The sequence below is a fragment of the Scandinavium manionii genome, from assembly GCF_024764775.1.
GTDB classification, from domain to species: Bacteria; Pseudomonadota; Gammaproteobacteria; order Enterobacterales; family Enterobacteriaceae; genus Scandinavium; species Scandinavium manionii.
In genome coordinates this window covers 352,485-366,579 of the sequence record NZ_JALIGC010000038.1, presented here as the reverse complement: position 1 = coordinate 366,579, position 14,095 = coordinate 352,485, and the positions used below count along the sequence as shown (strand labels likewise).

Annotated in this window: 15 protein-coding genes; 11 read left to right on the top strand and 4 right to left on the bottom strand. The window is 55.2% G+C overall.

Annotated features, from left to right (window positions below; all coding sequences use genetic code 11):
- Position 1 precedes the first annotated feature (1 nt).
- Positions 2 to 346: a gamma-glutamylcyclotransferase family protein gene (locus tag MUU51_RS13590; protein WP_258967936.1), complete on the top strand. Its 345-nt coding sequence runs from the start codon at positions 2 to 4 to the stop codon at positions 344 to 346.
- A 154-nt stretch (positions 347 to 500) separates the two neighbouring features.
- Here MUU51_RS13590 and ppa read toward each other — a convergent pair whose 3' ends face one another.
- Entirely contained in the window at positions 501 to 1,028 is a 528-nt protein-coding gene (gene ppa, locus MUU51_RS13585) for an inorganic diphosphatase (protein WP_110510886.1), read from the bottom strand.
- Positions 1,029 to 1,445: 417 nt separating this feature from the next.
- Here ppa and ytfQ point away from each other — a divergent pair, with 417 nt between their 5' ends.
- The 5 genes from ytfQ to MUU51_RS13560 all read left to right on the top strand — a co-directional run bounded on the left by ytfQ (position 1,446) and on the right by MUU51_RS13560 (position 7,799).
- Complete coding sequence (ytfQ, locus tag MUU51_RS13580) at positions 1,446 to 2,402, top strand: galactofuranose ABC transporter, galactofuranose-binding protein YtfQ (RefSeq protein WP_159774907.1); 957 nt, start codon at positions 1,446 to 1,448, stop codon at positions 2,400 to 2,402.
- Between the two features lie 214 nt (positions 2,403 to 2,616).
- Entirely contained in the window at positions 2,617 to 4,122 is a 1,506-nt protein-coding gene (gene ytfR, locus MUU51_RS13575; RefSeq protein WP_159774905.1) for a galactofuranose ABC transporter, ATP-binding protein YtfR, read from the top strand.
- A gap of 10 nt (positions 4,123 to 4,132) precedes the next feature.
- Positions 4,133 to 5,158 carry a galactofuranose ABC transporter, ATP-binding protein YtfT gene (gene ytfT / locus MUU51_RS13570; RefSeq protein ID WP_159774903.1) on the top strand — a complete coding sequence of 342 codons (1,026 nt, stop codon included), beginning with the start codon at positions 4,133 to 4,135 and terminating at the stop codon, positions 5,156 to 5,158.
- Positions 5,145 to 6,146 (top strand): galactofuranose ABC transporter, permease protein YjfF, encoded by a 1,002-nt coding sequence (yjfF, locus tag MUU51_RS13565; protein WP_159465678.1) that lies wholly within the window; start codon positions 5,145 to 5,147, stop codon positions 6,144 to 6,146. The genes ytfT and yjfF overlap by 14 nt, the downstream gene beginning before the upstream one ends.
- Positions 6,147 to 6,230: 84 nt before the next feature.
- Positions 6,231 to 7,799: a methyl-accepting chemotaxis protein gene (locus tag MUU51_RS13560; RefSeq protein WP_258967935.1), complete on the top strand. Its 1,569-nt coding sequence runs from the start codon at positions 6,231 to 6,233 to the stop codon at positions 7,797 to 7,799.
- A 125-nt stretch (positions 7,800 to 7,924) separates the two neighbouring features.
- Here the strand turns inward: MUU51_RS13560 and fbp are convergent, their stop codons facing one another.
- Positions 7,925 to 8,923 carry a class 1 fructose-bisphosphatase gene (fbp, locus tag MUU51_RS13555; RefSeq protein ID WP_159774898.1) on the bottom strand — a complete coding sequence of 333 codons (999 nt, stop codon included), beginning with the start codon at positions 8,921 to 8,923 and terminating at the stop codon, positions 7,925 to 7,927.
- 180 nt (positions 8,924 to 9,103) lie between these two features.
- Between fbp and mpl the strand changes: the two genes are divergently transcribed.
- Positions 9,104 to 10,477, top strand: coding sequence for a UDP-N-acetylmuramate:L-alanyl-gamma-D-glutamyl-meso-diaminopimelate ligase (gene mpl / locus MUU51_RS13550; RefSeq protein WP_159774896.1), 1,374 nt, complete (start codon positions 9,104 to 9,106; stop codon positions 10,475 to 10,477).
- 134 nt (positions 10,478 to 10,611) lie between these two features.
- On the opposite strand, the gene yjgA is transcribed toward mpl, so the two are convergent.
- The gene (gene yjgA / locus MUU51_RS13545; protein ID WP_159774894.1) at positions 10,612 to 11,166 is read right to left on the bottom strand and encodes a ribosome biogenesis factor YjgA; all 555 of its coding nucleotides are present in this window, start codon (positions 11,164 to 11,166) and stop codon (positions 10,612 to 10,614) included.
- A 94-nt stretch (positions 11,167 to 11,260) separates the two neighbouring features.
- On the opposite strand from yjgA, the gene pmbA reads away from it, so the two are divergent.
- Both pmbA and cybC read left to right on the top strand, forming a co-directional pair.
- Positions 11,261 to 12,613, top strand: coding sequence for a metalloprotease PmbA (gene pmbA, locus MUU51_RS13540; protein ID WP_258967934.1), 1,353 nt, complete (start codon positions 11,261 to 11,263; stop codon positions 12,611 to 12,613).
- 69 nt (positions 12,614 to 12,682) lie between these two features.
- Positions 12,683 to 13,069, top strand: a complete 387-nt coding sequence (gene cybC / locus MUU51_RS13535; protein WP_159774890.1) for a cytochrome b562 — start codon at positions 12,683 to 12,685, stop codon at positions 13,067 to 13,069.
- Positions 13,070 to 13,118: 49 nt separating this feature from the next.
- On the opposite strand, the gene MUU51_RS13530 is transcribed toward cybC, so the two are convergent.
- On the bottom strand, positions 13,119 to 13,250 hold the full coding sequence (locus MUU51_RS13530) for a hypothetical protein (protein WP_258967933.1): 132 nt from the start codon (positions 13,248 to 13,250) through the stop codon (positions 13,119 to 13,121).
- A gap of 141 nt (positions 13,251 to 13,391) precedes the next feature.
- On the opposite strand from MUU51_RS13530, the gene MUU51_RS13525 reads away from it, so the two are divergent.
- Positions 13,392 to 13,721, top strand: a complete 330-nt coding sequence (locus tag MUU51_RS13525; protein ID WP_110512152.1) for a glycine dehydrogenase — start codon at positions 13,392 to 13,394, stop codon at positions 13,719 to 13,721.
- Positions 13,722 to 13,731: 10 nt separating this feature from the next.
- A complete protein-coding gene (locus MUU51_RS13520; protein ID WP_159759391.1) occupies positions 13,732 to 14,094 on the top strand; it encodes an SFCGS family glycine-rich protein in 363 nt (120 codons plus the stop codon).
- Position 14,095: the final 1 nt, after the last annotated feature.

Below are 14,095 nucleotides of genomic sequence, written 5' to 3'. Positions count from 1 at the left end.
AATGCGAATATTTGTTTACGGCAGTTTACGGCGCAAACAAGGCAACAGCCACTGGATGACCAACGCGCAGTGGCTGGGCGATCATAGCGTCGATAACTATCAGCTCTACAGCCTGGGCCACTATCCAGGCGCTGTTCCCGGCGACGGGACTGTAGTAGGTGAAGTGTATCGTATCGACGCCTCGACCCTCGCCGAGCTTGATGCGCTGCGCACAAAAGGCGGTGAGTACGCACGCCATTTAATCCAGACACCGTACGGTAGCGCGTGGATGTACGTCTATCAGCGTCCGGTGACCGGATTCATTCGTATAGAAACCGGCAACTGGCTGGACAAAGATAAGTTCTGAAAGACTAAATGAGTAACGTCACCTTAGGGTGGCGTTATTTTTTACACGCTTCTGAAGAAATTCCTGCGTCATTTTCTGCATTTTCATCTCTTCTCTGAGCCGTACAAACAAAAACACCGCCCGTAGGCGGTGTTTTTCTTCACGACGGTAAGAATTACTTCTTAGCGCGTTCGAAGGAGGCGATGATTTCTGCTTTCGCAGCTTCAGCGTTATCCCAGCCTTCAACTTTAACCCATTTGCCTTTCTCGAGCGCTTTGTACTGCTCGAAGAAGTGGGAGATCTGCGCTTTCAGCAGTTCTGGCAGGTCGTTCACATCTTTGATGTGATCGTATTCTTTGCTCAGTTTGGTGTGCGGTACCGCAACCAGTTTCGCATCTTCACCGGCTTCGTCGGTCATTTTCAGAACGCCAACTGGACGGCAACGGATCACAGAACCCGGCTGCAGTGGGTATGGCGTTGGGACCAGCACGTCAACCGGGTCACCGTCCAGAGACAGGGTGTGGTTGATGTAACCGTAGTTGCACGGATAGAACATTGCGGTAGACATGAAACGGTCAACAAACAGCGCGCCGGTGTCTTTATCAATTTCATATTTGATAGGGTCAGCGTTGGCTGGGATTTCGATAACAACGTAGATGTCTTCTGGCAAGTCTTTGCCCGCAGGGACGTTGAGTAAGCTCATGTCTTTTTCCTTTAATCTGGTGTCATTCAAGTGCCCGGTATTATAGCCAACTCAAGGTAAATGTCTCCGCTTCTTTTCAGCCGCAGAAGGCCTTCAGACCGTTTTTCAGAGCCTTTAACCAGGCGATAAATCCATAAACCCAGCCACTTGATGAATAAGTTTGTGGAAGCGCTTACAAATCATCCTCTCTCTTTTTGGAAGTGTGATGTAACGCATCACGTAACATTTTTGATTGTCTATAGTTTTTCGGCGGATGACGCTTTTTTACCCAAGATAGTTCGAGTTGCAGGAAGGCGGCAAGTGAGTGAAGCCCAAGAGCTTACTAAAGTAAGTGACTGGGGTGAGGGAGTGCAGCCAACGCGCATGCAGCTCGAAATATGACGGGTAAACCGATAATAACCCGAAGAGGATACCTTTATGTGGAAGCGCTTACTTCTTGTCTCGGCTGTTTCTGCAACCATGTCGTCTATGGCGATGGCTGCCCCTTTAACCGTAGGATTTTCACAGGTCGGGTCGGAATCCGGCTGGCGTGCTGCTGAAACCAGCGTGGCGAAAAGTGAGGCTGAAAAACGCGGCATCACTCTGAAAATTGCTGATGGTCAGCAAAAACAAGAGAACCAAATCAAGGCAGTACGTTCATTTATCGCCCAGGGCGTGGATGCGATTTTCATCGCGCCAGTGGTGGCAACGGGCTGGGAGCCGGTGCTGAAAGAAGCGAAACAGGCAAAAATCCCGGTGTTCCTGCTCGACCGTTCCATTGATGTGAAAGACAAATCGCTCTACATGACCACCGTGACCGCTGACAACGTGCTGGAAGGCAAGCTGATTGGCGACTGGCTGGTGAAAACCGAAGCCGGTAAACCGTGTAACGTCGTAGAGCTACAGGGTACGGTCGGGGCGAGCGTGGCTATCGATCGTAAGAAAGGCTTTGCAGAAGCCGTGGCGAAAGCGCCAAACATCAAAATCATTCGTTCTCAGTCCGGCGACTTTACCCGCAGTAAAGGTAAAGAAGTCATGGAAAGTTTCATCAAAGCGGAAAACAACGGCAAAAACATCTGCATGGTTTACGCCCATAACGATGACATGGCGATCGGTGCCATTCAGGCCATCAAAGAAGCGGGCCTGAAACCGGGCAAAGATATCCTGACCGGCTCTATTGACGGCGTGCCGGATATCTATAAAGCGATGCTGGCTGACGAAGCTAACGCCAACGTAGAGCTGACGCCAAACATGGCTGGCCCGGCGTTTGATGCACTTGAGAAGTTCAAGAAAGACGGCACCATGCCGCCGAAATTGACGCTGACCCACTCGCAGCTTTACCTGAAAGATAGCGCTCAAGCGCAGCTGGATAAGAAAAAAGACATGGGCTATTGAGTTGTATTAGCCCTCGCCATCGCTGCTCTGTGCAGTTTGTTGTTCGCCCTCTCCCCGTGGGAGAGGGCAGGGTGAGGGTGCAGTCGACACCGTAGTTCGTTTTCCTTCGCCCTAACCCTTTCCCCTGAGGGGAGATGAAACCGGTTAACACCGCGTGTTTCCTCTCCTTTTTCGGGAGCGGGTTGGGGTGAAGGGCATTTTCAGGGGGCTGATAATGACTGACGTAACCCACAATCAGGATATTTTGCGCACGGAAGGCCTGAGCAAATTTTTCCCCGGCGTGAAAGCGCTGGATAACGTGGATTTCAGCCTGCGTCGCGGCGAAATCATGGCCCTTCTCGGCGAAAACGGCGCCGGAAAATCGACCCTTATTAAAGCGCTGACCGGTGTGTATCACGCCGATCGCGGCACTATCTGGCTGGAAGGCGACACTATCTCGCCAAAAAACACGGCCCACGCCCAACAGCTGGGCATCGGCACGGTGTACCAGGAAGTAAACCTGCTGCCCAACATGTCGGTGGCGGACAACCTGTTTATTGGCCGTGAACCACGCCGATTTGGTTTCCTGCAACGCAAAGAGATGGAAAAACGCGCCACCGCGTTGATGGCTTCTTACGGCTTTTCCCTCGACGTACGCGAACCGCTGAACCGCTTTTCGGTGGCGATGCAGCAAATCGTCGCGATTTGCCGCGCCATCGATTTATCGGCCAAAGTGCTTATCCTCGATGAACCCACCGCCAGCCTGGATACCCAGGAAGTGGAGATGCTGTTCACCCTGATGCGCCAGCTGCGTGATCAGGGCGTCAGCCTGATTTTCGTCACCCATTTTCTCGATCAGGTTTATCAGGTCAGTGACCGCATCACGGTGCTGCGCAACGGCAGTTTTGTCGGCTGCAAAGAAACCAAAGCGTTGCCGCAAATTGAGCTGATCAAAATGATGCTCGGCCGTGAGCTGGATAACAACGCCCTGCAACGTGCGGGCCGTACCCTGCTGAGCGACAAACCGGTGGCGGCGTTTAAAGGCTACGGCAAAAAGGGCATCATTGAACCGTTCGATTTACAGGTACGCCCTGGTGAAATTGTCGGCCTGGCGGGGCTGCTCGGCTCCGGGCGCACCGAAACCGCAGAAGTCATATTCGGCATCAGACCGTCCGACAGCGGCAGCGCAGAAATCAAAGGCAAACCGCAAACGCTGCGATCCCCACATCAGGCCTCGTGTCTTGGCATCGGTTTTTGCCCGGAAGACAGGAAAACCGACGGCATCATCGCTGCCGCTTCGGTGCGAGAAAACATCATTCTGGCGCTCCAGGCCCAGCGCGGCTGGCTGCGGCCAATTCCGCGTCGTGAACAAAATGAGATTGCCGAACGCTTCATTCGTCAACTGGGGATCCGCACGCCCAGCGCGGAACAGCCGATCGAGTTTCTTTCTGGCGGCAACCAGCAAAAAGTCCTGCTGTCACGCTGGCTGCTGACGCGTCCGCAGTTCCTGATCCTCGATGAACCCACGCGCGGGATCGACGTTGGCGCGCACGCGGAGATCATTCGTCTGATCGAAACGCTGTGTGCCGATGGCCTCGCGCTGTTGGTCATTTCGTCGGAGCTGGAAGAGCTGGTGGGCTATGCGGATCGGGTTATCATTTTACGCGATCGGAAACAGGTGGCAGAGATCCCTCTGGATGCGCTGTCGGTTCCGGCGATCATGAATGCAATTGCGGCATAAGGAGTACGACGTGATGCCACAATCTCTCCCTCAAACTGAACGGCCAAAACGCCGTTTCCGTTGGCCCACGGGGATGCCGCAAATCGCGGCATTGATCCTGGTATTGGTGGTCGACAGCATTGTTTCACCGCATTTTTTCCAGGTGGTATTACAGGACGGTCGTCTGTTCGGCAGCCCGATAGACATTCTTAACCGCGCGGCTCCGGTGGCGCTGTTGGCCATCGGCATGACGCTGGTGATTGCCACCGGCGGCATAGACTTGTCGGTCGGCGCAGTGATGGCGATTGCCGGCGCTACGGCGGCGTCGATGGAAGTCGCCGGGCACAGTTTGCCGATGGTGCTGCTGGCGGCGCTGGCGACGGGCGTGCTGGCCGGGCTGTGGAATGGCATTCTGGTGGCCATTCTTAAGATCCAGCCGTTTGTCGCGACGCTGATTTTAATGGTGGCCGGGCGTGGCGTGGCGCAGCTGATCACCGCCGGGCAAATCGTGACTTTTGATTCGGACTCCCTCGCCTGGTTTGGTAGCGGCAAATTGTTGCTGTTCCCAACACCGGTGCTTATCGCGCTGATGACCCTGGTGATTTTCTGGCTGTTCACCCGGAAAACGGCGCTGGGAATGTTTATCGAAGCGGTGGGGATTAACATCCGCGCGGCGAAAAACGCCGGGGTGAATACCCGAATCGTGGTGATGCTGACCTACGTCCTGAGCGGCGTGTGTGCCGCCATTGCCGGGGTGATTGTCGCGGCGGATATTCGCGGCGCAGATGCCAACAACGCCGGGTTGTGGCTGGAACTGGACGCCATTCTGGCGGTGGTAATCGGCGGCGGTTCGCTGATGGGCGGGCGTTTCAACCTGCTGCTGTCGGTGATTGGCGCGCTGATTATCCAGGGCATGAATACCGGGATTTTACTGTCGGGCTTCCAGCCGGAGCTCAATCAGGTGGTGAAAGCGGTGGTGGTGCTGTGCGTGCTGGTGGTCCAGTCACCGCGCTTTATCAGCTTACTGAAAGGAGTGCGCGGCCATGATAAAACGTAATTTGCCGCTGATGATCACCCTCGGGGTGTTTATCCTCGGCTATCTCTATTGTCTGACCCAGTTCCCGGGCTTCGCGTCGACACGCGTGATTTGCAACATCCTCACCGATAACGCGTTTCTTGGGATCATCGCCGTCGGCATGACCTTTGTGATCCTCTCCGGCGGGATCGATCTGTCGGTCGGCTCAGTGATCGCCTTTACCGGGGTGTTTCTCGCCAAGGCGATCGGCTTCTGGGGATTATCACCGCTGGTGGCGTTCCCACTGGTGCTGCTGATGGGCTGCGCATTCGGCGCGTTTATGGGCCTGCTGATTGACGCTCTGAAAATCCCGGCGTTTATCATCACCCTGGCCGGGATGTTCTTCCTGCGTGGCGTCAGTTATCTGGTGTCAGAAGAGTCGATCCCGATTAACCATCCCATTTACGATTCGCTGTCGGACATGGCGTGGATGATTCCCGGCGGTGGGCGCCTGAGCGCCATGGGCGTACTGATGCTGCTGGTAGTCGTCGCGGGAATGTTCGTTGCGCACCGCACGCGTTTTGGTAATCAGGTTTACGCTATCGGCGGCAGCGCGGTGTCGGCCAACCTGATGGGCATTTCCACCCGCAGTACCACTATCCGCATTTACATGCTGTCGACGGGCCTGGCTACGCTGGCCGGGATCGTCTTCTCCGTTTACACCCAGGCCGGTTACGCGCTGGCGGGAATGGGCGTGGAGCTGGATGCGATTGCCTCGGTGGTGATTGGCGGCACGCTGCTCAGCGGCGGTGTGGGCACGGTGCTCGGTACGCTGTTTGGCGTCGGCATTCAGGGGCTGATTCAGACCTATATCAACTTCGACGGCACGCTCAGTTCGTGGTGGACCAAAATCGCCATCGGCATTTTGCTGTTCATCTTTATCGCTCTGCAACGCGGCCTGACTGTGCTGTGGGAAAGCCGCCAAAGCTCGACGGTGACCCGCGTCCCGGTGGCGATAACCAAGCAATAACGTCCTGAACCCTAATGTTTACCCGGTAGCAGCCGATACTGTCTGTTTACGCCCAAAAGTCTCTTTGCTACCGGGAATGACATCATGCTGAAAAAGCTTTCAATCCGTACCGGCCTGCTTTCTTTACTGGCCGTGATGACCCTTCTTCTGCTGCTGGTCAGCGGCATTGGTATTTACGCACTCACCAAAAGTTCGTCTTCTCTCACGCGCATAAATCACCTGCAGGGTGAGCAACTTGTCCAGCTCAACAAGGGCTATACGCTTATTCTGCGCGCGCGGAACGAAGCGGGTCAGGCGGTCCGATTGATGGAAATCGGGATGCTCGACGACGCGGCAAAATCGGTACAGAACATCAATCGTGAAGTCACGACGGCGCAAAAAACGCTGACCGACGTGATTGCCTCGACGATCGATGATGAGCAGGGCGCGCAGCTGCTGGCGAAGGTGGCAAAAAGCTACGCCGCCTATAACCAACAGGGCATCACGCCGATGCTGGCGGCACTGAATCAGCAAAGTGCAGACAGCTATTACGATCTGCTGGAAAATCATCTGATCCCGGTTTCCCGCCAGTTTGATAACGATATGCAGGCGTTTCAGACGTGGGTCGACAGCCGCGGGCAGGCCGAAGTGAAAGTGGTCCAAAAAAACAAAAACCGGGTGATGACGCTGATGGTTATCGCCATTCTGCTGACTGCCGGCGTGATTGTGCTGGCCTGGCTGGCGCTGCGCAACATGCTGCTCAAGCCGCTGAACACGGCGATTGAACAACTCGAACAGGTGGCGGCGGGCAATCTGACCCACAGTGACAATGCGCCGGTCAGCCGGGAGATCAACCGTTTGAACGCGGCGATAAGCGAAATGCGTGAATCGCTGATGGGCTCGGTGCTGCGGGTGCGTGACGCCAGTTCGCAGATTGATATCGGCAGCCGCGAACTGACCGCTGGCAACAATAATCTGGCGCAGCGCACTGAATCCACGGCGACCTCGCTGGAGCAAACGGCGGCGAGCATGGAGCAGATAACTGCGACGGTGAAACAGAACGCCGACAACGCCGAGCAGGCACACCAGCTGGCGAAAACGGTGTCGGATACCGCCGATCGCGGCAGCGAAATGGTGTGTTATGTCATTGAGAAAATGCGCGATATTTCCGGCAGTTCCAGCCGCATCGGCGACATCCTCAGTGTAATTGACGGGATTGCCTTCCAGACTAATATTCTGGCGCTGAATGCCTCTGTCGAAGCGGCACGCGCCGGTGAACAAGGGCGCGGTTTTGCCGTGGTCGCCGGTGAAGTGCGTAATCTGGCGAGCCGCAGCGCTGACGCAGCGAAAGAAATCCGCACCCTGATCAGTGATTCACAAACGCACGTCAGCGAAGGCAGCGAACTCGCGCAGCAGGCCGGGGAAACGATGGACGAAATCGCGTCTGAAGTGATGCGGATGACTAAACTGATGCGCGAAATTGCCAGCGCGTCGCAGGAGCAGAGCCGTGGCATTGAGCAGGTGAATATTGCTGTGATTCAGATGGATGAAACCGCGCAGCAGAATGCGGCGCTGGTTCAGCAGTCTTCCGCCGCAACGCGCTCACTGGAAGAGCAGTCCCGCGAACTGATGGAAGCCATGGCGTCGTTCAGATTGCAGAATCAGGCGGCGTAAACGGGAGCCGCTCAGCTCGGTGGAATCGTTCCGTTCAGGTTCTGTACGGTTTACGGAACCTGCGGAACATTTGGTGAGCGGAACGGTTCCACCGAATTCAGAAGGCCATTAAGGACCAGGGCGAATTACGCCTCAGGGAACTCGCGAATTAAGCGTTCCACATCATCGACCATATGCTCGTTACCAACGAAGAATGGACGGCGCTGGTGCAGCGTATCCGGAACGATATCCAGAATTCGGTCTTTACCGTCGCTGGCTTTACCGCCCGCCTGCTCGGCAAGGAAGGCCATCGGGTTGCATTCGTACAGCAGACGCAGTTTCCCTTCCGGGTGGCTGGCGGTGCTTGGGTACAAATAAATCCCACCCTTCAGTAGGTTACGGTGGAAATCCGCCACCAGAGAACCGATATAGCGAGAGGTATACGGGCGCTGGGTGTTCTTATCTTCTTCCTGACAGAACTTCAGATACTTTTTCACACCCATCGGGAATTTGATGTAGTTGCCTTCGTTGATCGAATAGGTGTTGCCTTTGTCCGGGAAGCGCATGCGCTCCTGGCACAGGCAGAACACGCCGAGCGAAGGGTCGTAGGTGAAGGCGTGCACGCCGCAGCCGGTGGTGTACACCAGCATGGTCGAGGAGCCGTAAACTACGTAACCGGCCGCGACCTGTTTGTTGCCGGGTTGCAGGAAATCTTCTTCAGTTACCGGTGTGCCGACAGGCGTCACGCGACGGTAGATGGAGAAGATAGTGCCGACGGAGACGTTAACATCGATGTTGGACGAGCCATCCAGCGGGTCCATCAACACCACGTACTTGGCGTGCTCGCAGCCGTCGAAAACGACAATTTCGTCTTCTTCTTCGGAGGCAATCCCGGCCACGATATCACGGGCTCTCAGTGCGGCTTTCAGCTTTTCATTGGCGAACAGGTCCAGCTTCTGCTGCGTTTCGCCCTGAATATTTTCAGCCCCGCTGGCACCCAGGATATCGACCAGACCGGCCTTGTTGATATCGCGGTGGATGATCTTGGCGCCGAGTTTTATTGCCGACAGCAAAGCAGTGAGCTCCCCGGTCGCATGAGAGAACTCGTGCTGCTTTTCGACAATAAATTCACCTAACGTTTTCATAACACTTTCCCTGCATTTGATGTTGAGTAAAGCGGTTAATGTCCAACAATCTTAACAAACATTCAAAATCCCGCGTAATGGTGAATCGCGCCAGCAAATTACGGAATTAACCGAAATGCGTTTCTCAGCCCGCTCACATGAGGGTAAAATACGCGGCTGATGAAAAAGGGATAATGACGTATGCGCATTCATATTTTGGGGATTTGTGGCACTTTTATGGGCGGGCTGGCGATGCTGGCACGCTCCCTGGGCCATGAAGTGACGGGTTCGGACGCCAATGTGTATCCACCGATGAGCACGCTGCTGGAAGAGCAGGGTATCTCCCTGATTCAGGGCTATGACGTGAGCCAACTCGAGCCTCAGCCGGATCTGGTCATCATTGGCAACGCGATGACTCGTGGCAATCCGTGCGTTGAAGCGGTGCTCGAGAAAAACATTCCGTACATGTCCGGCCCGCAGTGGCTGCATGACTTTGTACTGCGCGACCGCTGGGTCGTGGCCGTTGCCGGTACCCACGGAAAAACCACCACTGCCGGGATGGCGACGTGGATCCTCGAAGCCTGCGGGTATAAACCAGGTTTTGTGATAGGCGGCGTACCGGGCAACTTCGACGTATCCGCGCGTCTGGGCGACAGCCCGTTCTTCGTGATTGAAGCCGATGAATATGACTGCGCGTTCTTCGATAAGCGTTCCAAGTTCGTGCATTACTGCCCGCGCACACTGATCCTCAACAACCTTGAGTTCGATCACGCGGATATTTTTGACGATCTGAAAGCGATCCAGAAGCAGTTCCACCACCTGGTGCGCATCGTGCCGGGCCAGGGCCGTATTATCGCGCCGGAAAACGACATCAACCTGAAGCAAACCCTGGCGATGGGCTGCTGGAGCGAGCAGGAACTGGTGGGCGAACAGGGTCACTGGCAGGCGAAGAAAATCACTACCGATGCCGCCGAATGGGAAGTGTTCCTCGACGGTGAAAAAGTCGGTCAGGTGAAATGGGGCCTGGTGGGCGAGCACAACATGCACAATGGTCTGATGGCGATTGCTGCCGCGCGCCACGTGGGCGTAAAGCCTGCCGATGCGGCAGAGGCGCTGGGCTCGTTCGTCAATGCCCGTCGTCGTCTGGAACTGCGTGGCGAAGCCAACGGCGTCACCGTGTACGACGATTTCGCGCATCATCCGACCGCAATCCTCGCGACGTTGCAGGCGCTGCGTGGCAAAGTCGGCGGAACGGCACGTATTCTTGCCGTGCTGGAGCCGCGTTCTAACACCATGAAAATGGGCATTTGCAAAGACGATCTTGCACCGTCTCTTGGCCGTGCCGATGAAGTGTTCCTGTTACAGCCGCAGCACATTCCGTGGCAGGTCGCGGAAGTGGCGGAAGCCTGCATTCAGCCTGCGCATTTCAGCGCTGACGTGGATACGCTGGTCGACATGATCGCGAAATCCGCACAGCCGGGCGATCACATTCTGGTGATGAGTAACGGGGGTTTCGGTGGCATCCACCAGAAACTGCTGGATATGTTGACTAAAAAAGCGGAAGCGGCAGAGTAATCAACACGCCCGGTGGCGCTTTGCTTACCGGGCTTACAGATTGCTGATTTTTTGCCGGGTGGCAGCTTCGTCTTACCCGGCCTGCACGGCGTGTATCCGTAGCCCGGATAAGCGCAGTGCCATCCGGCAATAACTTAGCCGGCGTTTTCGGCCAGTTCGCGCAGATACTGGAAAATCAGGCGCGAAGATTTCGGCGGTTTGTTGCCTTCTTTCTCTTTCTTCGCGTTACGGATAAGCGAACGCAGCTGCTGACGATCGGCATCTGGCCACAGATTCAGCACTTCCGCTACCGCGTCATCCCCTTCATCCACCAGACGATCACGTAGTTGTTCCAGTTTGTGGAACAGAGCAACCTGCTGGTTGTGGCGGTTTTTCAGCTTATCGAGCGCCTGACGGATTGGGTCTACGTCACGGCTTCGCAGCATTTTGCCGATCAGCTGCATCTGACGGCGGCGGCCTTCTTTCTTGATACGCTGCGCCAGTTCAATGGCGGCACGCAGGTCGTCATCGAGCGGGATTTTGTCCAGCGCGTTTTTACCCAGCTCTACGATTTCGGCCCCAAGGTCTTTTAACTCCTCGGCGTCGCGTTTAATTTCACTTTTACTGACCCAGATGATTTCATTATCTTCATCTTCGATCTCGTCATCACCGGGCACGTCGTCGAGCCAGTCTTCGGGCTGCTTTGTCATCTCAGGCTCCTAAAAAAAGAGACACATGTTATCAGTTAAGGAGCGCACTGAAAAACGGTTCTCTGTTAGACTTCAATAAACTCCTTTCTACATTATGGCATTAGCGATGAAAGTAATCACACAGGTTGCAGAACAGCGTAAAGCACTGGAAAAAGCCGTCTCCACCGCCCTCGAGCTGGCGGCAGGCAAGTCTGATAGTGCAGAGGTCGGAGTCAGTAAATCGACCGGGATCAGCGTCAGCACGCGCTACGGCGAAGTGGAAAACGTCGAATTTAACAGCGACGGCGCCCTGGGGATTACGGTTTACCATCAGAATCGCAAAGGCAGCGCGTCCACCACGGATTTAAGCCCGGACGCCGTCGCGCGTACTGTGCAGGCCGCACTGGATATCGCACGTTACACCTCGCCAGACCCGTTCGCGGGCGTGGCGGAAAGGGAGTTACTGGCCTTTGACGCGCCGGACCTCGACCTGTTCCACCCGGCAGAAGTGACGCCGGACGAAGCTATTGAGCTGGCCGCGCGCGCTGAACAAGCGGCGTTGAAGGCAGACAAACGCATCACCAATACCGAAGGCGGCAGCTTCAACAGCCACTACGGCGTAAAAGTGTTCGGCAACAGCCACGGTATGCTGCAGAGTTATTGCTCGACCCGCCATTCGCTGTCGAGCTGCGTCATTGCCGAAGAAAATGGTGATATGGAGCGTGATTACGCCTACACCATTGGCCGTGCGATGGGCGATCTGCTCGATCCGGAATCTGTCGGCGAAGACTGTGCGCGACGCACGTTGTCTCGCCTTTCGCCGCGTAAACTGTCGACCATGAAAGCGCCGGTGATTTTTGCCAATGAAGTGGCCACCGGGCTGTTTGGTCATCTGGTTGGTGCCATTGCCGGTGGTGCGGTATACCGCAAATCCACGTTCCTGCTGGACTCACTCGGTCAGCAAATTCTACCGGAATGGCTGACTATCGAAGAGCATCCGCACCTGCTGAAAGGCCTGGCGTCGACGCCGTTCGACAGCGAAGGCGTGCGCACCTCCCGTCGCGACATCATTAAAGACGGCATCCTGACGCAATGGCTGCTGACTAACTACTCTGCCCGCAAACTGGGGCTGAAAAGCACCGGCCATGCTGGCGGCATTCATAACTGGCGCATTCAGGGCCAGGGTTTGAGTTTTGAAAAGTTGCTTAAAGAGATGGGCACCGGCCTTGTCGTCACCGAATTGATGGGGCAGGGTGTGAGTGGCGTAACGGGAGATTACTCTCGTGGTGCATCAGGCTTCTGGGTTGAAAACGGTGAAATCCAGTATCCGGTGAGTGAAATCACCATCGCTGGCAACCTGAAAGAGATGTGGCGTAATATCGTGACCGTGGCCGACGATATCGAAACGCGTAGCAACATTCAGTGCGGTTCCGTACTGCTACCGGAAATGAAGATCGCGGGCCAATAAAAGTGTTCTCATGGTGGCGCGACCTGCCGCGCCACGTCTGTTCAATAATAAAAATGAAGGAAGTGAGCAATGCGTAAACACCTGCTGGCAATGCTGGCTGTCTCGACCCTGATGATGGGCGCAGCACCGGCGTTTGCCGACCTCGGCGATGATATGGACACGCTGTCTGAGAACCTGAAAGTGGTGCAGAAAACCGACGATGCGGCTGAAATGAAAGCGGCGCTCGGCAAAATGCGCACAGCGGCGCTGGATGCTCAGAAGCAAACGCCACCGAAGCTGGAAGACAAAGCGCCAGACAGCGCTGAAATGAAAGATTTTCGCCACGGTTTTGATATTCTGATTGGCCAGATTGACAGCGCCACCAAATTTGCCAATGAAGGCAAAATTAAGGAAGCGCAGGGCGTGGCGCTTGATCTCGCCGGAACGCGCAATACGTACCACAAAAAATACCGTTAATTTCATTGTTACCCTGCCGGGGAAAAAACGTTCCCTGGCAGCCATCCCCTCATTCTCCCGCATCGTCATCATAAAAGCTTATCGACATCACAGTTTTACGCGAAAGCTCGCAACGTTTTTCCACTTTCTCCTGCTCTCTTTTCAGCCGTTTCCCGTGATATTCATCACGCTTATCTAGCATTTAATCCGCATTCAGTGAAATTATGTGGGACAGATCACTTCCGCCTCTCCCCTTTCCACTTCGAAGTGGAAAACAACTCGCTACAAACCCAACACCGCCCACGTTAGTTTTAAGTCAGACGCAACAAACGGGGTCAGAAGAGTGAACAACGGAGCAGTCATTACCGACGTTGGGAGTCAGACAGAAGAGCTTGCGACACGCATGCTGAGCCAGGTTTACAGCCTGCTGAAAGGTCATGGCATCATCCCGAACGCCGTCCAGGAGCAAATGCTGACATCTCATGTCCGTGCGATGGCACACCGGTCAATCACCGGCGAGCCGCTGCCAGAAGTAGAAGCCAGCCTGTTTGAAGAAATTTCACCCGATTCAATGTCGCTTGCCCGTGAAGTGGTAGCACAGTTCGGCAACCTTCCGGATGAAGAAGCCTGGCTGTTGTCGGTGCACTTCGAAGTGGCAAAAGAAAACCTTTAAGGAGCAAAACATGGAACAAATTACCGTAGTGATTGGCGATCGTCTGGGCAAAGGTCAGAAAGTTGCAGCAGGTGTGGAAAAGGCCGGTGGCCGTGCGGTAGTCGTACCGGGCGTTGCTGCTGATATGAAACTGGGCGATGTGATGAAAGCAGAAAATGCCACCTTCGGCATCTCCTTCTGCGGCAGCGGTGGCGCAGGTGCGATTACCGCACAGACCAAGCACGGTTACAAAGCAAAATACGGCATGCGCTCAGTGGATGAAGGCGTTACCGCAATTAACGAAGGTGCGAACGTATTGGGCTTCGGCTTTATGGATAAAGAAGAGTTGGGCGAGCGTCTGGTGCTGGCCTGGCAGAAGAAATACGGCGCATAAG